An 18,442-nucleotide genomic window follows, 5' to 3' on the forward strand; every position below is an offset into this window, starting at 1 on the left:
GTGCGCCACAATAGACGCATGAGCACCGCTGCAACCGCCACCGCATCCAACGACGACGAATCTCGTCGACCCGTCGACGCATCTCTATCCGAGACCAGAACACCTGCTGCTGCGCCCGGCGCCGGCGGCTCTGCGCGCGACACGACGCCCGGCACCATCGGCACCCCGCTCACCCCGCATGCGACCCGCGCGCTGCTGCTGGGCTCCGGCGAGCTCGGCAAAGAGGTGACCATCGAACTGCAGCGTCTCGGCATCGAGACGGTCGCTGTCGACCGATATGCGAACGCACCGGCGCATCAAGTCGCCCACCGCGCACACGTGATCGACATGCAGGATCCCGCAGCACTGCGCAGCGTGCTCGAGACCGAACGACCTGACCTGATCATTCCCGAGATCGAGGCCATCGCGACCAGCGTGCTCGCCGAGATCGAAGCCGAGCAGCCGTGGCCGGTTCGGGTGGTGCCCACCGCTCGCGCGACCGTGCTCACCATGGACCGCGAGGGCATCCGCCGTCTCGCGGCCGAGACCTTGGGGCTGCCCACGAGCCCGTACCGCTTCGTCGATTCGGTCGAAGAACTGCGCGTGGCCGTCGGCGAGCTCGGTCTGCCTGCGGTCATCAAGCCCGTCATGTCGTCGTCGGGTCATGGCCAGTCGGTGCTGCGCGCATTCGACGACGTCGACGCTGCGTGGGATGCCGCCCAGACCGGGTCTCGCGGCCACGCTGCCGAGGGTCACGCCGTGCGCTGCATCGTCGAGGGCTTCGTCGACTTCGACGACGAAATCACCCAGCTCACGGTGCGCCACGCCGGCGGCACCACGTTCCTCGACCCTGTTCACCACCTGCAGGTCGACGGCGACTACGCCGAATCATGGCAAATGCCGCATTCCGCCCCCTCATCCATGCCAAGTTCCATGTCTCGATCGGTGGGTGGCACAATTCCCATGTCTCGATCGGCGAGCGACACCGAGACCCTGCCCCACTCAGAAGGGCACGCCGAGAACCGCCCCTGCCACGAGGAAGGCTCCGGCCTCAGCGAGGCGATCGTCACCAAGGCCCGCGACGTCGCTCGGCGCATCACCGACGCGCTCGGCGGCTGGGGCCTCTTCGGGGTCGAACTCTTCGTCAAAGGCGACGAGGTCATCTTCAGCGAAGTCTCTCCCCGACCGCACGACACCGGGCTCGTCACGCTCGTCAGCCAGGATCTCAGCGAGTTCGCCCTGCATGCCCGCGCCGTGCTCGGACTCCCCGTGGCCGAGCCTGAGCGCTTCCCAGGCGCAGCGGCGAGCGTGCCCGTCAAAGTCGCCGGCAGCGGCGTTCCGGTGTTCCATCATGTGAATGCCGCACTCGCCGCCGCCCCGACCGCACAGCTGCGTCTCTTCGGCAAGCCTCGAGTCGATGGCGAGCGCCGTGTGGCGGTCGCTCTCGCCCGCGGAGCGAACGTCGACGAAGCCCGAGCACGTGCCCATGCGATCGCAGACGCCTTGCAAGTCGAGCTGTGCTGAAGACCTGGAGGAGCACACAGCGAACACACTCACTGCTGCCCGCATAAGCAAATGTGATCGCCAGGTTCTTCTGCGTTTCTGCTGCGTTACCAGCCTGTAACCCCTGCGGTCATGTCGCACACCCAGGCACGACGCCCCTGCACTATGGATCTCAGCGCCCCGCTTCGACGTTGATGCGTCGTCGCCCAGACAGGGCACCAGCCGTGCAGACGAGAGGAACCGTCCATGACAACAGAGATCGACTTTCTGTATCTGAATGAGCGCGACATGATCGCCGCAGGTGTCACTGAGATCGCAGAATGCATCGACGTGATGGAAGAGACCTTCGTCCTGCTGCGCGACGGCGACTTCAAGATGGCCGGTGCCAACGGCAACTCGCATGGTGCGATGGTCACCTTTCCCGAACACCCCGTCTTTCCCGGAATGCCCGCAGACGGCCCCGATCGTCGTTTCATGGCGATGCCCGCATACCTCGGCGGGCGCTTCGGCACGACAGGTGTCAAGTGGTACGGCTCGAATGCCGAGAACCGCACCAAGGGCCTGCCGCGATCGATCCACCTCTTCACCCTCAATGACACCGACACCGGCGCACCACTGGCGGTCATGTCTGCCAACCTGTTGAGTGCATACCGCACAGGTGCCGTTCCCGGCGTCGGCGTCAAGCACCTGGCCCGCGAGGATGCGAAGACCGTCTCAGTGATCGGCCCCGGCGTGATGGCCAAGACCGCAGTCGAGGGGGTGCTCGCGCTGCGCCCGAGCATCGACACTCTGACGGTCAAGGGTCGTGGCCGCGCGGCCATCGACGACTTCGTCTCATACGTGCAGAAGAAATACCCGCAGGTGACCAATATTGACGTGGTCGACACCGAACAGGAGGCAGTGAGAGACGCCGACGTGGTGATCGTGGCGGTCACCACGGGAGCCGGCGGATCATCCACCTTTCCGCATTTCGACGAGGCCTGGATCAAACCCGGAGCACTCTTTCTCTGCCCCGCAGCAGCCCACTTCGACGACGACTTCATCGTCAACCGTGCTCGAACCATCGTCGATCATCCCGGGTTGTACGAGGCGTGGAAGGAGGAGTACGGAACCGATGCCTATGAGATTCTCGGCATCGTGGGCACGCACTTCTACGATCTCGTGAACGCCGATCTGCTCGACCTCGAGAAGATCGAACAGATCGCTGACATTGCCCAGGCCGAAGGCCCGAAGCGCAGAAGCGACGATGAGATCATCATCTATTCCGTCGGCGGCATGCCCGTCGAAGACGTCGCCTGGGGAACAACGATCTACCGCAACGCCATCGAGCGGGGAATCGGCGTCTCTCTCAACCTGTGGGACAAACCGGCTCTGGCCTGAGACACAGCAGGCCGCCGAGCAGGGGCCCAGAAGCGCCCACACCGACTCCAGAGGCACGACGAACGGAGCATATTATGAGCATCGAACAGGCCGACGTCGTCGTCATCGGCCTCGGCACCATCGGCTCGGCTGCCGCCTGGCAGCTGAGCAAACGTTTCGACAGAGTCATCGGCATCGAGCAGTTCGGCCTCGGGCATCCGTTCGGCGGGTACACCGGCGAGTCACGGCTGTACCGCGCCGCGTACCACGAAGGCAGCATGTACGTGCCGCTGCTGATGCGCGCTCGTGAGCTGTGGTTCGAGCTGCAGAAGGCAGCCGGTCGGGAACTCTTCCTTCCGGTGGGCACGCTGTCGGTAGCACCAGAGGGGGACACCTCGATCGCCAACGTCGTGAAGAGCGTGCAGGAGCATGACATTCCGCACGAAGTCTTCGACGCGGACGCGCTCCGCAAACGCTACCCACAGTTTCGCGTTCACGATGACGATATGGCCGTGCTCGATCTGCTGGGCGGCGGCCTGCGGCCCGAACTCACCGTCTACAGCACACAGGAGCTGGCCCGTGTGAACGGAGCGACACTCTACGATCACGAACAGGTGTACAGCATCGCCGAAGACGGCGGGCACGTCACCATTCGTACGTCTGGCCGGATCATTCACGCCGAGCACGTCGTCGTCACCACCGGCTCATGGGCGTCTGAGCTGCACCCTGAACTCGCTTCAGTCATCAAGGTGCACCCGCTGGTGCTGACCTGGTTCATTCCCGAACGTCTCGACGACTTTCTGCCCGAAGCCTTCCCCACCTTCATTCGTGATCGTGACGGCGTGCACTTCTTCGGAGCGCCGTCACTCGACGGCTACAGCGTGAAGGTGAGCCCGGACAATCTGATGCCTGCAGTGCGCACGGTCGCTGACCTGCCTCGCGTGCTGCCGCAGTCTCTGCTCGACAGCCTCGGGGCCAAGGCACGCTCGTTCTTTCCAGCTCTGCAGCCGCAGCCTGTGCATTACAGCACGCACCCAGAGGGCTTCACCGCCAACAAGGTGCCCATCATCGATCGCAGCGACTCTGGTCGTGTTGTGGCGATCACCGGTCTCTCTGGCCACGGCTTCAAATTCACGCCCGTGTTTGGTGAGCTCGCAGCCAGGCTGATCGCCGACGAGCAGACCGAGCTCTACGATGATCGCTTCAGCATCGCCGCACATCTCGCCGCGGTCAGCTGATTCCCCGTTCGCCGTCACCCGCGATGTGATGCGCCACCGGGTCAGGAGACGCACAGCTGCTCACGCGCGGCCTGCATGAACACCGTCCCGCATTGAACGCGATCTCGACAGAGTGGCGGATGCGGTCGAAGAGAACGAGTGTGGGCTCGGCTCCCGGGATATTGGGAGCCGAGCCCACACCTCTCGTCACGATCCGGGCTTTGTGCCCGGCTCTCTCGCCGTTATTTCTCGTACGCAGTCTCGGCGTGCAGACCTTCGTCCAATCCCTGGCTCTCGACTTCTGCGGAGACACGGATTCCCATGGTCTTTTTCATGACCCACGCGATGAGTGCGGTCACGAGGAATGAGTAGACAACGCAGGCGGCGATCGCGACGAACTCTCGCCAGATAATGGAGGGATCTCCGCCGAAGAGCACACCGGTCACGCCCGCAGGCGCCGCTGACGAACCGATGAGGATCACACAGACTGTGCCCGCGAGACCCCCGACCCCGTGCACGGCGAAGGCGTCGAGGCTGTCGTCGATCCCCCACTTCGATTTCCACGTCACCGCCCAGGCGACCAGTGCGCCAGAGGCGATGCCGACGATGATCGAGCCGATCGCGTCCACAGCATCCGCCGAGGGAGTGATGCCGACCAGGCCGGCGATCATGCCGGTGATCGTGCCGAATGCGGTCACGCTGCCGGTACGAATCTTCTCGACGATCATGTAGCCGATCATGCCTGCGCATCCGGCAAGCAGTGTGGTCATGAACACGTACTGCGCCAAGAAGTTCGCCCCACCGGCCGAACCGCCGTTGAACCCGAACCAGCCGAACCAAAGGATGCCGCCGCCAAGCGCGAGCATGGGGATGTTGTGCGGGCGTGGGTCCATCTCCTTGCGGGGACCGAGCACCCAGGCAAGGGCGAGTGCGGCGACTCCCGCGTTCATGTGCACCGCAGTCCCGCCGGCGAAGTCATGCAGTTCGATGACGTTTCGCAGCCACCCACCGGTCGTGCCTGCCTCCTCATCCGAGATCGCGAAGACCCAGTGAGCCAGAGGCGCGTAGACCAGCACCAGCCAGACCGGAACGAACACCAGCCAGGCGCTGAACTTCATGCGGCCGACCGCACCACTGGCGATGATCGCCACCGTGATCGCGGCGAAAAGCAGGAAGAACGACCCCCAGAAGGCGTCTTCGGCACCACCCGTGCCGAGATCTGTGGTGAACGACGTCCAGCCGACAAAGTCGAACGGGTTGCCGATGAGGCCGAGCCCACCGACTGAGTCTCCGAGCACAAGGCCGTGCAGAAAGACCACGTAGAGAATGACGGTCATCGCCAGCGAGCTGAACACCATGAGCATGATGTTCAGCACATTCTTCCGGCCGACGGTGCCGCCGTAGTAGATGGCAAGCCCGGGGAACATGAGCATCACCAGGCCGAATGCAGCCAGGCTCCAGGCGAGATCTGCCTGTGGAAGCGTTTCCATAAAGGGGTCTCCTCAATAATTCGGGAAGCAGGTGTTCGAAAGGCGCTGCGCCTGGTCTGCGGCTGCAGCATGACTGCCAAGCCGTGATTCCACTGACCAGCGGAGTGCGGTGAGTGGGGCGTCAGCACAGTTCAGATGCCGGTGGGCCCATAACCGACCGCACCAGAGGGATTGGCCGACTTGGGCTGTGGCCGGCGAACGCGGTCGGGAGCTAGATGGCGTCTGGCCCGCGCTCTCCGGTGCGAACGCGAACGACGTTGTGCACGGGAACGGTCCAGATTTTGCCGTCTCCGATACTGCCGGTGCGGGCAGCTGTGACGATCATCTCGATGACCGATTCGACGTGTTCGTCCGCGACGAGCACCTCGATTCGCTTCTTCGCGACGAAATCGATGCGCACCTCAGCACCTCGATATACCTCGGAGTGGCCACCCTGAGTTCCATATCCGGTGGCTTCAGTGACGGTGAGTCCGTGGACGTTGACGCTTTTCAGCGCCTCTTTGACGACCTGCAGACGATGTGGCTGGATAACGCCGGTGATGAGTTGCATGAGGCGACTCCTTTAAGGAGATCAGGGACATGTGGTCATGATCATCATTCAAAAGCAGGTGTGTTTCGGTCGCATGAGCGAACGGTTACGACCTGAATCATGTGTGGCAACCGCCCGCACAGCCCCATCTGAGAAGGCGTCGTCGTTCGAGACGGCACGAACGAGCATGCCCGAACCTCGCCGGAGTGACCACTCGAGAGACCAGATCGACAGTGTTTCACGTGAAACATTCGAGAGCAGGTGTGAGCACGTCAAAGCGTTTCACGTGAAACGTCTGTAGCGCGTGTGGACTAGACTCGCGCTCCATGACCACACCAACACTCGAACGCAACCTACAGAACAGGCACCTGCAGCTCATCGCCATCGGCGGCGCCATCGGCACGGGCCTGTTCATGGGCAGCGGAAAGACCATCTCGCTGGCCGGCCCCAGCATCCTGCTCGTCTACGCGATCATCGGAACGATGCTGTTCTTCGTGATGCGCGCACTCGGCGAGCTGCTGCTCTCGAATCTGAGCTATCGGTCGTTCGCCGACTTCGCCGGTGACCTCTTGGGGCCATGGGCGACCTTCTTCACCGGCTGGACATACTGGCTGTGCTGGGTCGTCACCGGCGTCGCCGACGTCATCGCGATCACCGGCTACACACGCTTCTGGTTTCCGAACATCCCGCTCTGGGTGCCCGCGATCCTGCTGATCGCCCTGCTGCTGGCTCTCAACCTGCCCACCGTGCGCAACTTCGGTGAGATCGAATTCTGGTTCGCACTCATCAAGATCATCGCCATCGCCGCACTCGTCGTCGTGGGCGTCATCATGCTCGCGACGCACTTTCAGACGCCGTCAGGCGACACTGCCTCGATCACACACCTCTGGGACGAGGGAGGCTTCTTCCCGACCGGTTTCTGGGGCTTTGTCGCCGGATTCCAGATCGCCGTCTTCGCCTTCGTGGGCATCGAACTCGTCGGCACCGCGGCCGCCGAGACGCAGAACCCTCAGACGACGCTGCCGAAGGCGATCAACTCGATTCCCTGGCGCATCGTGCTGTTCTACCTGGGCTCGCTCTTCGTGATTCTGACAGTGAACCCGTGGAACAAGATCGACCCGACCCAGTCGCCCTTCGTCAATATGTTCGCGATGGCCGGCATCGGCATCGCCGCACACGTCGTCAACCTGGTCGTGCTCACCTCAGCCGCATCGTCGGCGAACAGCGGCATCTACTCGACCTCGCGCATGGTCTACGGCCTCGCCACCCAGGGCCACGCGCCCTTCTGGCTCAGCGCCCTGAGCAAGCGTCGTGTGCCGAAGAACGCATTGTTCTTCTCATGCACCTTCCTGCTCGCAGGCATCGTGCTGCTCTACGCCGGCGACTCGGTCATCGGCGCATTCACTGTGATCACGACCATCTCGTCGGTGCTCTTCATCTTCGTCTGGACGATCATCCTCTGCAGCTACCTCGCCTATCGACGCAAACGCCCCGAGCTGCATGAGAAGTCGACCTACAGGCTGCCCGGCGGCATCGTCAGCGTGATCGTCGTGTTGGTCTTCTTCGCGTTCCTGATCTGGGCTCTGACACAGGAGCAGGACACCCTCCAGGCACTCATCGTCACGCCCGTCTGGTTCGTTCTGCTGGGGGTCGTCTACTTCTTCATGCGGCACCGCATCAGCAGCAACAAGACCGACCTGGCCGAGGTGGGCGTCGACATCACACCTCGCACCGAGCCGGTGCCCGGCACGAACAACGACGTGCCCGCTGAGCGGCCCGACTCGTCGACGAAGCGCGACTGACGCATCCGTCGCCCGACGCAGCGAGACCCGCACCACGGAGCGTGACCGCACCGCAGGCACCATGGAAAGTGACAGAATCGACGATATGACCAGCTACCAGCCCGAGCCCGGGCACGTCACGATGTTCACCACTCCCTGGTGCGGGTACTGCCGCAACCTCAAGGCGCAAATGCAGCGTGCCGAGGTGCCGTTCGAAGAGGTCGACATCGAGCAGCACCCGGACGCTGCCGAGATCGTCAGCAAAGTGAACGGCGGCGACCAGACCGTGCCGACGCTGCTCTTCGCAGACGGCAGTGCGGCGACGAACCCCTCGCTCGCGCTGGTGCGTGAGCGGCTGGGTGCCGCGTAGCGGTCTCGCTCTGCGGCGGATGCCATGGTCGCCCCGCCTCGTGCGGTCAATTCGTGCTGCCCCAACGGGCGACGTAAGATCGTCAGTGGACCGCCTCGCCGACGTCGGTCCGTCTGAGCCACAAGATATTGACGCAAAGGAGCTCATATGGCCGCCAAGAAGGCTGACCTGTCCAGCATCGAACTTCCCGAGGAGTTCTCGGGCATCAGCGTGCAGAAGCTGCAGGATGTCAGCGACGCCCTGCAGAAGGCCGCCGACGCCGCACTGCTCGCCGCCGAGACCGGCACCGAGCCCGCGCAGTGGCGCCGCCTGTCGGTCTCGACGCTGACTTCGACGATCTCGCGCACCGCGATCGAGACGATCATGCGCGTGACGAACATCCACCCCGCCACACTGCGCGCGCAGCTGACCGCTGCCGCTGCGATCAACGCCGAGCAGATCGCACGCGGCGCCGAGCTCGACGCCGACGAGATCAAGACGTCGGTCGCCGCCTCAGAAGAGGCCCTGCGCCTGCTCGAGGCCGCCATTCAGCACCTCACCGAGGTCATCGGCGACTGAGAAACCGCTGCCACAGAAGAAGAGGCCCTGCTGCCGCTGCCCCACCGCGAGAAACGGTGCGGCGACGACCGCAGGGTCTTTTCGTGTGCCCCCGAGACGGTTCTGAGGCTCAGCTCTGCTGCTCGGCCCACCAGGCCTGCAGCCGTTTCGTCGCCTCTTCGAGACCCAGTGGCCCCTCGTCGAGGCGCAGGTCGAGCAGGTACTTGTAGGCCTTGCCCACGACAGGCCCCGGCTCGACGCCCAAGACGCTCATGATCTGCTGCCCGTCGAGCTCAGGGCGCACGGCCGCGAGCTCCTCCTGCTCGTTCAGATACTCGATGCGCCACTCCAGCTCGTCGTAGGCGGCACGCAGCCGAGCCGCCTTACGCTGGTTGCGCGTGGTCATGTCGGCTCGCGTCAGGCAGTGCAGACGCTGCAGCAACGGGCCGGCGTCGCGCACATAGCGCCGCACTGCGGCATCCGACCATTCCTGCTCGCCGTAGCCGAAGAAGCGCATGTGCAGCTCGATGAGTCGAGCGACGGGCTTGATCACGTCTTTCTCGAAACGCAGCGCCTTGAGCCGCTTGGTCGCCAGACGAGCGCCCACCAGGTCGTGGTTGTGGAAGGTCACCACACCGCCGGGCTCAAGACGACGCGTCGCCGGCTTGCCGATGTCGTGCAGCAGCGCTGCGATGCGCAGCACCAGATCCGGCCGATCGCCTTCGAGATCCATGGCCTGCCTCAGCACGGTGAGCGAGTGCTCGTAGACGTCTTTGTGGTGATGGTGTTCGTCTGTCTCGAGGCGCAGGGCGGGCAGCTCAGGCAGCACGTGATCTGCGACCCCGGTGTCGACCAGCAGACGCAGACCGCTGATGGGATCGTCCGAGAGCATCATCTTGACCAGCTCGTCGCGCACGCGCTCGGCAGAGATCATCGTGATCGTGGCAGAGCGCTCGGCTGCGGCGTCATAGGTCTCAGGGTCGACGGTGAACCCCAGCTGAGCCACGAAGCGAGCCAGGCGCATGATGCGCAGCGGATCGTCTGCGAACGAGACCGCGGCTGGACCGGGCGTGCGCAGCACGCCGGCGAGCAGGTCGCTCACACCGCCGAAGGGGTCGACCACGGCTCGTGCGGGCAGTCGCACCGCGATCGCGTTGACGGTGAAATCGCGTCGTTTCAGATCGTCTTCGAGATTGTCGCCGAACTCCACCGTCGGTTTGCGGGTCTGGTGGTCGTAGGAGTCAGCCCGATACGTGGTGACTTCGACCTGCTGACCGTCGATGCGCGCCCCCACCGTGCCGAAGGCCCGGCCGATGTCCCAGTGCGCCGTGGCAAGCGGCTTCAGTACGGCGAGCGCCTCATCCGGGCTCGCACTCGTGGTGAAGTCGAGATCGACCCCATGATGACCGAGCAGCGCGTCGCGCACAGAGCCGCCGACCAGGGAGAGCTCGAAGCCCGCCTTGTCGAAGGCGCGTCCGAGCTTCAGCAGCGTCGGAGAGTCAAGCACCCGATGCATCGACCCCATCGCCTCGACGATGCTCTTCGGCTGCTGCTGCGACTCGGCCTGCTCGTTCTCGTTCATATCCTGACAATCTTCCCACAGCCTGCACGGAATCGGCCCGGAGCTCGCGCCGGTAGAGTAGACACGCACAATTCGAAGGGTACTCATGCACGCAGAACGTCACGGCCGCTCGGCTGGTCAGTCCTCTGCGCTCCCTCGGCCCGTGCCGACGGCATCACCTGCCCGGCGGTGGAGGGCGATCGGCGGCGTCCTGCTGTCAGGCGCCCTGCTCTTCGCCACCACGGCTCCGACAGCGCATGCCACAGCCACCTCACCGGCAGCGAGCGCTTCAGCAGGCGTCACCACGGCATCCGCCGTCACACCTGCCGGCCGTGACAAAGCCGCGGCCCAGCCCACTCGGGTCTCAGCCAGCGACGTGCAGCTGAGCATCGACCATCCCCCACGTGCGCTCGATGAGCACAGCCCCTTGAGCATTACGGCGACGGTGACGAACAACGGCGACGAGCCGTTGGTGTCTGCGATGGTCGAGTTCTATCTGGGCAACCGCCTGATGACCACCACCACGCAGGTGCGCGACTGGTATGACACCGCGAGCGCCACCGGGCCGAGCAACCGTGCGACGAAAGTCGGGGGTCGGCCCATGCAGACCATCGAGCCCGGCGCCAGTGCGACCGTGACCTTCGACGGCGACGCCGATCGACTGCCCACCTGGCAGTTCGCCGACGACAAGGGAGTGCTCGGCTACGCGGTGCGTCTCACCTCGAACAGCAGTGACAGCGTCTGGCAGCAGAGCACGCTCGCCTGGAACGTCGCGCAGAGCGATGTGCGGCCGCTCAACGTCATCGTCCCGATCACCGCGCCCGCGGCGGCCGGTCGTTTCTACACGGCCGAACAGCTCGCCCAGCTCACAGATGCCGACGGCGAGCTCACCACGCAGATCGACGCACTCGACTCGCTGAACGTACAGCTGGCCGTCGATCCCAAGATCCTCGCCAGCATCGCGACGCTGGGCACGAGTGCGCCGGCGGATGCGCTGGCGTGGAAGCAGCGGCTCGATGCCTTCCCCGACATCATGCCGCTCATCTGGAGCGACGCCGACGTGCAGGCGCTCTCTGCGGCAGGCGTGTCTCAGATCGGCGACGACCTGCTCGGCGGCGGTGTGGCAGGCAGCACCGACCAGCCGCTCGTGCTCGCACAGGCGCCCGGCGACCTCTCCGGCTCAGGACTCAGCGTGGTCAGCGGCCAGCGGCCGCTCATCATCAGCACCGATCGACTCCAGGACACCTCGGCCGATGTGAGCCTGCGCCGACTGCAGGGCACACCGGTGATCGGGGCCAACCACAACCTCATCGATGCGCTGCACGACAGTCTCGAGAGTGACGGCGCCCAACAGCAACGCGACCTCGACCGCATCACGGCGATGGCGACGACGCTCGGGCTGGCCACACAGGATTTCTCGACGGTCACCACCGTGCTGCCGCGCGGCTGGAGCCAGCAGGCCAAGCAGGCCGGCGACGCACTCAGGTCGGTCGCAGGCTCCGGCGTACGGTTCCAGCCGGGGGTTCAGATCACCCCGCACCACGACGCACAGAACGGCGGCGACACCGGCGATCAGAGCGACGGGCACGACGCCCCGCAGACCGACCTCGACACCTCGTCGCAGACCGCCGAGCAGGACGACCTCAGCCCGCTGGGCGAGCTGACCCAGGCTGCCTCGTCGGTCGACCGTCTCGCCTCCATCTCGGCCGATCCCCAGAGCGTGCACAGCACGTTCCTGCAGCAGACCGCCTCGCTGTGCGGCGCGGGCTGGAGCCGCAACGACGCCTGGCGCCAGGCGGTCACCGCACAGGCTGCCGAGAGCGCCGCGCAGCTCGATGCCGTCGCGATCACCTCGACGACCAACCTGACCCTGGTCTCGGGCAGCTCGCAGATTCCCGTGGCCGTGCGCAACGACACCGGACAGCCGGTGACCGTCCAGGTGCACATCTCTCCCAGCACCGGCCGCATCACGACGAAGTCTCCCGTGAGCCTCACCATCGATCCGCACAGCGCCGCCACCGCACAGGTTCCGGTGCGGGCGATCGCCAACGGCAGCGTCGTGCTGAACATCGGGATCACCAACGATCACGGCGACCCGATCGGCGAGACGGTGTCGCGGCCGATGGACGTCCAGGCGCAGTGGGAGGGCATCGGTCTCGGCATCGCCGGCGCCGCCGTCACCCTGCTCTTCGGCTTCGGGCTCGTGCGCAGCCTGATCCGGCGCCGACATCGCCTGTCGGCCGACGGCGAGCCGACCGCTCAGCATCCCGACCACACGACGGAGACCCCGACCCGATGACCGCCAAACCCGCCTCTGTGGGGCGCAGCTCGCTCGTGCTCGCCCTCGGCACCGCCGTCTCACGACTGCTCGGCTTCGTGCGCACGTTCCTCATCGTGGCGGCGCTCGGCGTCAGCACCACGGCGTCCAACGCCTTCATGACGGGCAATCAGATTCCGTCGCTGCTGTACCAACTCACCGCAGGCGGCGTGCTCACCGCCGTGCTCGTGCCTCAGATCGTGCAGGCGACCCGCGGTGCGGACGGCGGCCGCGGCTATATCAACAAGATCATGACGCTCGTGCTCTCGACGCTGCTCGTGGTCACGCTGCTGCTCACACTGTTCTCGCCCATGATCACCAAGGCGTTCACCGGGGGCTGGTCGGGAGACAACCTCGCCCTCGCCACCGCGTTCACATACTGGTGCATGCCCCAGGTCTTCTTCTACGGCCTCTATGCGCTGCTCAGCGGCATCTACAACGCCCGTCGGGTCTTCGGCCCCTACACCTGGGCTCCAGTGCTGAACAACGTCGTCTCGATCGCCGGCTTCCTCGTCTTCATCTGGCTCTTCAGCGCCGATCCCCAGGGCAACACCCCGGTCAGCGACTGGACGCCCGGCATGATCTCGACGCTGGGCCTCTCGGCGACGCTCGGTGTCGCGCTGCAGGCCGCGATCATGTTCGCCTGGTGGCGCAGGGCTGGCCTGAGCTTTCGGCCCGACTTTCAGTGGCGTCACACCGGGCTCAAGCCCACGTTCGTGGCCGCCGTGTGGATTCTGGGCATGGTCGCACTCGACTGGGTGCACTCCTTCGTGAAGACCGTCGTGGCCAACTCGACCGAGCCGTATCGCACCCCGGGCGACACCACGCTCATGGGCCTCACCAGCTTTGAGACGGCCAGCCTGCTGCAGTTGGTGCCGCACGGCATCATCGCCGTATCGATCGCCACCGTCTACTTCACAAGGTTCAGCGAGCACGCGGCGTCGCACGATCACGTCGCCTTCACCCGCGATCTCTCGGCCAGCCTGCGCCATACCGGGGTGCTCACAGTGTTCGCCGCCGCCGCCATGACCGTCGCCGTCATGCCGATGGCCCGCATCTTCACCACCGGCGACTTCGCCCAGAACCAGGCCTTCGCCCGCGTGCTGCTCGTACTGATGCCCTTCTTGATCGTGGTGAGCGCCGACCTCTTCGCCATCCGCGCCTTCTACGCCCTTGACGACACCAGAACTCCGTTCTTCGTCGCTCTGGTGCGCATGGTCTTGGTGCTGCCCTGCTACTGGCTGATCACCCGAGGAGACCCGCACTCGGTGGTGTTCTTCGAGGCGCTGATCGCCGGCTGCGCCATCGCCTTCGACACCATGGTGCTCTTCTGGCTGCTGCGCCGTCGTCTCGGCGGCATCGACGGCCGCCATATCGTGCGCGTGCACGTACGGCTGCTGCTCGGCGCCGTGGTCTCTGCGGCGGTCGGCCTCGGTCTGATGGTGATGCTCGGCGCGTTCGCCCCCGGTGGCTTCGCCCTCGCCTCAAAGGTCACGGCGGTCGTGAGCTGCGTGCTGCTCGCAGTCGTCATGGGCGTCGTGTACATCGTCATGCTGCGTCTGCTTCGTGTGGATGAGCTGGGCACGCTGCTGCGCCCGGTCGGCAAGGTCTTGGGTCGCCTTCGCAGCCGCGGGTGACCTCACGGCGGGAATAGGCGCCCCCGACCCGGGGTTGATCTGAGATGTGGGTCGAGCGCCGATCGACACAGCCGTAGGCTGGAGGTCGGCCTGCGATTCAGGCCCCGCAGCCGACGCTCAGCGTGCGGCCGCGGTCACATCACGAGAGCACAGGAGACATTCCACATGAGCGTGCATGACGTCGTCATCATCGGTTCCGGCCCCGCCGGCTGGACCGCAGCCATCTACACCGCCCGTGCCGGTCTGAACCCTGTGGTGATCGCCAGTTCGGTCGAGACCGGCGGCGAGCTCATGAAGACCACTGCGGTCGAGAACTTCCCGGGCTTTCCCGACGGCGTGCAGGGCCCCGACCTCATGACCCAGATGCAGCAGCAGGCCGAGCGCTTCGGCACCGAAGTCGTCTACGACGACGTGACCGACGTCAAGCTGCTCGGTGACACGAAGGTGCTCACCACAAGCCTCGGCGACACCTACGAGGCCCGTTCTGTCATCATCTCGACCGGTTCGGCCTACCGCCGACTCGATCTGCCGAACGAAGACCGTCTCTCCGGGCACGGCGTCTCGTGGTGCGCGACCTGCGACGGCTTCTTCTTTCGCGACAAGGTCATCGCCGTCGTCGGCGGTGGCGACTCGGCGCTCGAAGAGGCCACGTTCCTCACCCGTTTCGCCTCGAAGGTCTACCTGATTCACCGGCGCGACGAGCTGCGCGCATCGAAGATCATGCAGCAGCGCGCTCTGGCCAACGAGAAGATCGAGCCGATCTGGAACTCTCAGGTCGTCGCGATCGAAGGCGAGGATGAGCTGCGCTCGGTCGAGCTGCAGAACACCGTGACCGGCGAACGCAGCACGCTCGACATCGAAGGGCTCTTCATCGCGATCGGCAACGACCCGCGCACCGATCTCTTCGCCGACCAGGTCGACCTGACCACCGAGGGAACCATCGCCGTCGAAGGGCGCAGCTCGCGCACAAGCGTGCCCGGCGTCTTCGCGGCCGGCGACGTGCTCGACGCCACCTACCGCCAGGCGATCACCGCCGCCGGCTCGGGCTGTGTCGCGGCAATCGACTGCGAGCACTACCTCGCCGACCTGGACGACCAGGCCGATGAGGCCGGGGTGCCCATGGCATCCGCCGAAACCGCAGCAGTCTGACCCGAGGCCTCAGACCACCACTGAACTCAAAAGGAGCTGACATGACCGTCATCAATGTGAACGAATCCAACTTCAAGCAGCAGGTGCTCGACGCCGACGTGCCTGTGCTCGTCGACTTCTGGGCAGAATGGTGCGGCCCGTGCCGTGCCATGGCGCCGGTGCTCGAGGAGTACGCGAACGACCACGAGGGCAAGGTCGTGATCGCCAAACTGAACGTCGACGAGAACCCGAACCTCGCCGGCCAGTACCGCATCACGTCGATTCCCGCGCTCAAGCTGTTCTCGAAGGGCGAGGTCGCCACCGAGGTCATCGGCGCACGCCCCAAGGCACAGCTCGAGAAGGATCTCGCCGGGCACGTGGCCTGAGCGCATCCCGCTGACACCTCTCCCTGCTCCCCGCCGCGCAGGTCTCCACTCTCAGAGACTCACGCGGCGGGGAGCTCTGTGTCGTCACCCCGCCTTCAGAACAAGCGACACGCTCGCCATGCGGGCGCTCTGTGACATGCGCGACACATGGGGAGGATATGCTGGTGCAATCTGGAGGTACAACGGTGTCCGATAATGCAATTCCGTCCACGAACTCGTCGCAGAGCTCAATCCGTCTCGACCCTTGGCTCGATCAGTATGCAGAGCGAGCCTCCGGGCTCAGTGCCTCCGAAGTCCGCGCCCTGTTCGCCGTCGCCTCACGCCCTGAGGTGGTGTCGCTGGCCGGTGGCATGCCCTTCGTCTCGGCGCTGCCGCAGGAGTACCTCGGCGACGCCGCTCGCATCGCGACCACCACGCGTCGCGGCGAGGCTCTGCAGTACGGCTCGGGGCAGGGCATTCCGCACTTTCGCGAGCAGATCTGCGACATCATGAGTCTGGAGGGCATCCATGCTCACCCCGACGACGTGGTCGTGACCACCGGCTCGCAGCATGCGGTCGACCTCATGTCGCGCATCTTCCTCGACCCCGGCGACGTCGTCATCGCCGAAGGCCCGAGCTATGTCGGCTCGCTCGGCATCTTCCGCTCGTATCAGGCCGAGACCGTGCACGTGCCGATCGACGACGACGGCCTGCAGCCTCAGGCACTGCGCGAGACGATCGCGCGGCTGGAATCGGCCGGCAGGCGCATCAAGTTCCTGTACACGATCCCCAACTTCCACAACCCTGCGGGTGTGACGCTGACGATGGAGCGTCGACGCGAGGTGCTCGACATCTGTCATCAGCACGGCATCCTCGTGCTCGAAGACAACCCGTACGGGCTCCTCTGGTTCGATCGTGTGCCACCCGAGGCCATCCGCTCGCTCGACAGCGACGGCGTCGTGTATCTGGGGTCGTTCTCGAAGATCTTCGCCCCGGGCTTTCGCCTGGGATATGTGCTCGCGCCCCATGCGGTGCGCGAAAAGCTCGTGCTCGCCAACGAATCCGCCGTGCTGTCGCCGACGACCTTCGGCCAAGTCATGGTCTCCGAGTACCTCGAGCACAACGACTGGCGCGGGCAGATCGACACCTTCCGCGGCCTGTACCGCGACCGGCGCGATGCGATGATCTCGGCCCTGGACGAGTTCCTGCCGACCCTTGACAAGACGCATCCCAACGGCGGCTTCTACATCTGGCTGTCGCTGCCCGAAGGCTTCGACTCCAAAGAGATGCTGCCGCTGGCCGTGCACGAGCTCGTCGCCTACACCCCGGGCACGGCCTTCTATGCCGACGGCACCGGCCAGGACAAAATCCGGCTGTCGTTCTGCTACCCGACACCGGCAGAGATTCGCACCGGCATCGAACGACTCAGCCGTGTGGTGCACCGTGAGCAGGATCTGCTCGCCACCTTCGGCACGTCACGCCCTCGCACCGACGCGCAGCACGGAGTGAGCACTCCCCCGCCAGACACCGTCTGAGTGCAGGACACCCCACCCGGACGCGAGCCGAGAGCACGGACCGACCATCGCATCCCACGATGCGATCGTGATGAGACTGAGAGAGGCAGACCGATGACCGCAGAGAACGTCAGCAGCGAGAACGCCACCGCGAGTGACGTCAGTGAGAGCGAGGCCGACGCACTGAATGTTCTGGTGCTCGCCGGCGGAATCTCCCATGAGCGCGAGGTCTCAGTGCGCGGCGGCAATCGGGTGGCCGAGGCCATTCGACGTGCCGGCGCACAGACCCGCGTGCTCGAGCCGAACGCTCGCCTGCTCGATGAGATCACCGCGGCGGCACCCGACGTGATCTGGTCGGTGCTGCACGGCGCAAGCGGCGAGGATGGCGCACTGCGTGACGTGCTTCGGCTGACTGGAATTCCCTATGTCGGCAGCGGCCCGGCAGCAGCACGCCTGGCGTGGGACAAACCCACCGCAAAAGAGATCGCCCGCCGTGCCGGCGTGCAGACCCCGGAGTGCGCCGTATTCCCACGTGAGACGTTCAGCGAGCTCGACGCGCACAGCGTGCTCTCGGCCGTGGCCGACCGCTTCGGGTATCCCCTGGTGCTGAAGCCGGTCAAGGGCGGGTCGGCACAGGGCGTCTCAGTCGTCGAGCACGCCGACGAACTGCCTCGCGCACTGGTCGACGCGTACAGCTACTCAGACGGTCTGCTCGTCGAACGCCATGTCAGCGGCACCGAGGTCGCCGTCAGCATCATCGACACCGGTGACGGCCCAGAGGCCCTGCCCATCGTCGAGATCAGCCCGGTGAAGGGTCGATACACCTACGAGGCGCGCTACACCGCCGGCGACACCGATTTCTACGTGCCCGCCCGTCTCACCGAAGAGGTCGCCGATCGCGTGGCCGCCGACGCCGTCGCCGTGCACACCGCACTCGGACTCGCCGATTTCAGCCGCATCGACCTGATCGTCGACGCAGCGGGAACGCCCTGGTTCATCGATGCCAACGTGACGCCTGGGGCGACCGAGACCTCGCTGGCACCGCTCGCGATTCGTGGTGCGGGCCGCACTGAGGGCGAGGTCTATCTCGACATCGCCCGCGCTGCCATCTCGCGCGCACACGCCTGAGCCGGCGAGCCGGCCGTCGCGAGATGT

The 18,442-nt window shown here is 65.3% G+C and carries 15 protein-coding genes; 12 read left to right on the plus strand and 3 right to left on the minus strand.

The genetic code is table 11. From position 1 onward, the window contains the following. Nucleotides 1-18: 18 nt before the first annotated feature. The 3 genes from purT to solA all read left to right on the plus strand — a co-directional run bounded on the left by purT (nucleotide 19) and on the right by solA (nucleotide 4,079). Nucleotides 19-1,503 (plus strand): formate-dependent phosphoribosylglycinamide formyltransferase, encoded by a 1,485-nt coding sequence (gene purT, locus F8O09_RS10550; protein WP_225732935.1) that lies wholly within the window; start codon nucleotides 19-21, stop codon nucleotides 1,501-1,503. Nucleotides 1,504-1,728: 225 nt separating this feature from the next. Continuing rightward, nucleotides 1,729-2,862 (plus strand): tyramine oxidase subunit B, encoded by a 1,134-nt coding sequence (locus tag F8O09_RS07070; RefSeq protein ID WP_158054569.1) that lies wholly within the window; start codon nucleotides 1,729-1,731, stop codon nucleotides 2,860-2,862. A 74-nt stretch (nucleotides 2,863-2,936) separates the two neighbouring features. Then, the gene (gene solA / locus F8O09_RS07075) at nucleotides 2,937-4,079 is read left to right on the plus strand and encodes an N-methyl-L-tryptophan oxidase (RefSeq protein WP_158054571.1); all 1,143 of its coding nucleotides are present in this window, start codon (nucleotides 2,937-2,939) and stop codon (nucleotides 4,077-4,079) included. Nucleotides 4,080-4,300: 221 nt separating this feature from the next. Here the strand turns inward: solA and F8O09_RS07080 are convergent, their stop codons facing one another. Further along, complete coding sequence (locus F8O09_RS07080) at nucleotides 4,301-5,548, minus strand: ammonium transporter (RefSeq protein WP_158030447.1); 1,248 nt, start codon at nucleotides 5,546-5,548, stop codon at nucleotides 4,301-4,303. Between the two features lie 211 nt (nucleotides 5,549-5,759). Next, complete coding sequence (locus F8O09_RS07085; RefSeq protein WP_158030446.1) at nucleotides 5,760-6,098, minus strand: P-II family nitrogen regulator; 339 nt, start codon at nucleotides 6,096-6,098, stop codon at nucleotides 5,760-5,762. A 305-nt stretch (nucleotides 6,099-6,403) separates the two neighbouring features. Here F8O09_RS07085 and F8O09_RS07090 point away from each other — a divergent pair, with 305 nt between their 5' ends. The 3 genes from F8O09_RS07090 to F8O09_RS07100 all read left to right on the plus strand — a co-directional run bounded on the left by F8O09_RS07090 (nucleotide 6,404) and on the right by F8O09_RS07100 (nucleotide 8,786). Continuing rightward, nucleotides 6,404-7,879: an amino acid permease gene (locus F8O09_RS07090; RefSeq protein ID WP_158054573.1), complete on the plus strand. Its 1,476-nt coding sequence runs from the start codon at nucleotides 6,404-6,406 to the stop codon at nucleotides 7,877-7,879. A gap of 85 nt (nucleotides 7,880-7,964) precedes the next feature. Beyond that, complete coding sequence (locus F8O09_RS07095) at nucleotides 7,965-8,228, plus strand: mycoredoxin (RefSeq protein WP_158030444.1); 264 nt, start codon at nucleotides 7,965-7,967, stop codon at nucleotides 8,226-8,228. A gap of 147 nt (nucleotides 8,229-8,375) precedes the next feature. Further along, entirely contained in the window at nucleotides 8,376-8,786 is a 411-nt protein-coding gene (locus F8O09_RS07100; protein WP_158030443.1) for a hypothetical protein, read from the plus strand. Nucleotides 8,787-8,895: 109 nt separating this feature from the next. Here F8O09_RS07100 and F8O09_RS07105 read toward each other — a convergent pair whose 3' ends face one another. Continuing rightward, on the minus strand, nucleotides 8,896-10,347 hold the full coding sequence (locus F8O09_RS07105) for a CCA tRNA nucleotidyltransferase (RefSeq protein ID WP_158054575.1): 1,452 nt from the start codon (nucleotides 10,345-10,347) through the stop codon (nucleotides 8,896-8,898). Between the two features lie 85 nt (nucleotides 10,348-10,432). Between F8O09_RS07105 and F8O09_RS07110 the strand changes: the two genes are divergently transcribed. The 6 genes from F8O09_RS07110 (at nucleotide 10,433) to F8O09_RS07135 (ending at nucleotide 18,415) form a co-directional block, all read left to right on the plus strand. Continuing rightward, entirely contained in the window at nucleotides 10,433-12,625 is a 2,193-nt protein-coding gene (locus F8O09_RS07110; RefSeq protein WP_158054577.1) for a DUF6049 family protein, read from the plus strand. Next, nucleotides 12,622-14,280, plus strand: coding sequence for a murein biosynthesis integral membrane protein MurJ (gene murJ / locus F8O09_RS07115; protein WP_158054579.1), 1,659 nt, complete (start codon nucleotides 12,622-12,624; stop codon nucleotides 14,278-14,280). Before F8O09_RS07110 ends, murJ begins: the two co-directional genes overlap by 4 nt. Before the next feature lie 171 nt (nucleotides 14,281-14,451). Further along, nucleotides 14,452-15,429, plus strand: a complete 978-nt coding sequence (gene trxB / locus F8O09_RS07120; RefSeq protein WP_158054994.1) for a thioredoxin-disulfide reductase — start codon at nucleotides 14,452-14,454, stop codon at nucleotides 15,427-15,429. A gap of 41 nt (nucleotides 15,430-15,470) precedes the next feature. Beyond that, nucleotides 15,471-15,794, plus strand: a complete 324-nt coding sequence (gene trxA / locus F8O09_RS07125) for a thioredoxin (RefSeq protein WP_158030439.1) — start codon at nucleotides 15,471-15,473, stop codon at nucleotides 15,792-15,794. A 158-nt stretch (nucleotides 15,795-15,952) separates the two neighbouring features. After that, a complete protein-coding gene (locus F8O09_RS07130) occupies nucleotides 15,953-17,308 on the plus strand; it encodes a PLP-dependent aminotransferase family protein (RefSeq protein ID WP_158030438.1) in 1,356 nt (451 codons plus the stop codon). Nucleotides 17,309-17,401: 93 nt separating this feature from the next. Beyond that, nucleotides 17,402-18,415, plus strand: coding sequence for a D-alanine--D-alanine ligase (locus F8O09_RS07135; protein ID WP_158030437.1), 1,014 nt, complete (start codon nucleotides 17,402-17,404; stop codon nucleotides 18,413-18,415). Nucleotides 18,416-18,442: the final 27 nt, after the last annotated feature.

The sequence above is a fragment of the Pseudoclavibacter sp. CFCC 11306 genome, from assembly GCF_008831235.1.
GTDB lineage: Bacteria > Actinomycetota > Actinomycetes > Actinomycetales > Microbacteriaceae > Pseudoclavibacter_A.

Excerpts from the sequence above, each read along its gene's own strand:
- F8O09_RS07110 (WP_158054577.1), top strand. The coding sequence starts at position 10,433 with ATGCACGCAGAACGTCACGGCCGCTCGGCTGGTCAGTCCTCTGCGCTC.
- F8O09_RS07080 (WP_158030447.1), bottom strand. The coding sequence starts at position 5,548 with ATGGAAACGCTTCCACAGGCAGATCTCGCCTGGAGCCTGGCTGCATTC.
- F8O09_RS07105 (WP_158054575.1), bottom strand. The coding sequence starts at position 10,347 with ATGAACGAGAACGAGCAGGCCGAGTCGCAGCAGCAGCCGAAGAGCATC.
- purT (WP_225732935.1), top strand. The coding sequence starts at position 19 with ATGAGCACCGCTGCAACCGCCACCGCATCCAACGACGACGAATCTCGT.
- F8O09_RS07130 (WP_158030438.1), top strand. The coding sequence starts at position 15,953 with ATGCTGGTGCAATCTGGAGGTACAACGGTGTCCGATAATGCAATTCCG.
- F8O09_RS07100 (WP_158030443.1), top strand. The coding sequence starts at position 8,376 with ATGGCCGCCAAGAAGGCTGACCTGTCCAGCATCGAACTTCCCGAGGAG.
- F8O09_RS07070 (WP_158054569.1), top strand. The coding sequence starts at position 1,729 with ATGACAACAGAGATCGACTTTCTGTATCTGAATGAGCGCGACATGATC.
- F8O09_RS07090 (WP_158054573.1), top strand. The coding sequence starts at position 6,404 with ATGACCACACCAACACTCGAACGCAACCTACAGAACAGGCACCTGCAG.
- F8O09_RS07135 (WP_158030437.1), top strand. The coding sequence starts at position 17,402 with ATGACCGCAGAGAACGTCAGCAGCGAGAACGCCACCGCGAGTGACGTC.
- solA (WP_158054571.1), top strand. The coding sequence starts at position 2,937 with ATGAGCATCGAACAGGCCGACGTCGTCGTCATCGGCCTCGGCACCATC.
- murJ (WP_158054579.1), top strand. The coding sequence starts at position 12,622 with ATGACCGCCAAACCCGCCTCTGTGGGGCGCAGCTCGCTCGTGCTCGCC.
- F8O09_RS07095 (WP_158030444.1), top strand. The coding sequence starts at position 7,965 with ATGACCAGCTACCAGCCCGAGCCCGGGCACGTCACGATGTTCACCACT.
- F8O09_RS07085 (WP_158030446.1), bottom strand. The coding sequence starts at position 6,098 with ATGCAACTCATCACCGGCGTTATCCAGCCACATCGTCTGCAGGTCGTC.
- trxA (WP_158030439.1), top strand. The coding sequence starts at position 15,471 with ATGACCGTCATCAATGTGAACGAATCCAACTTCAAGCAGCAGGTGCTC.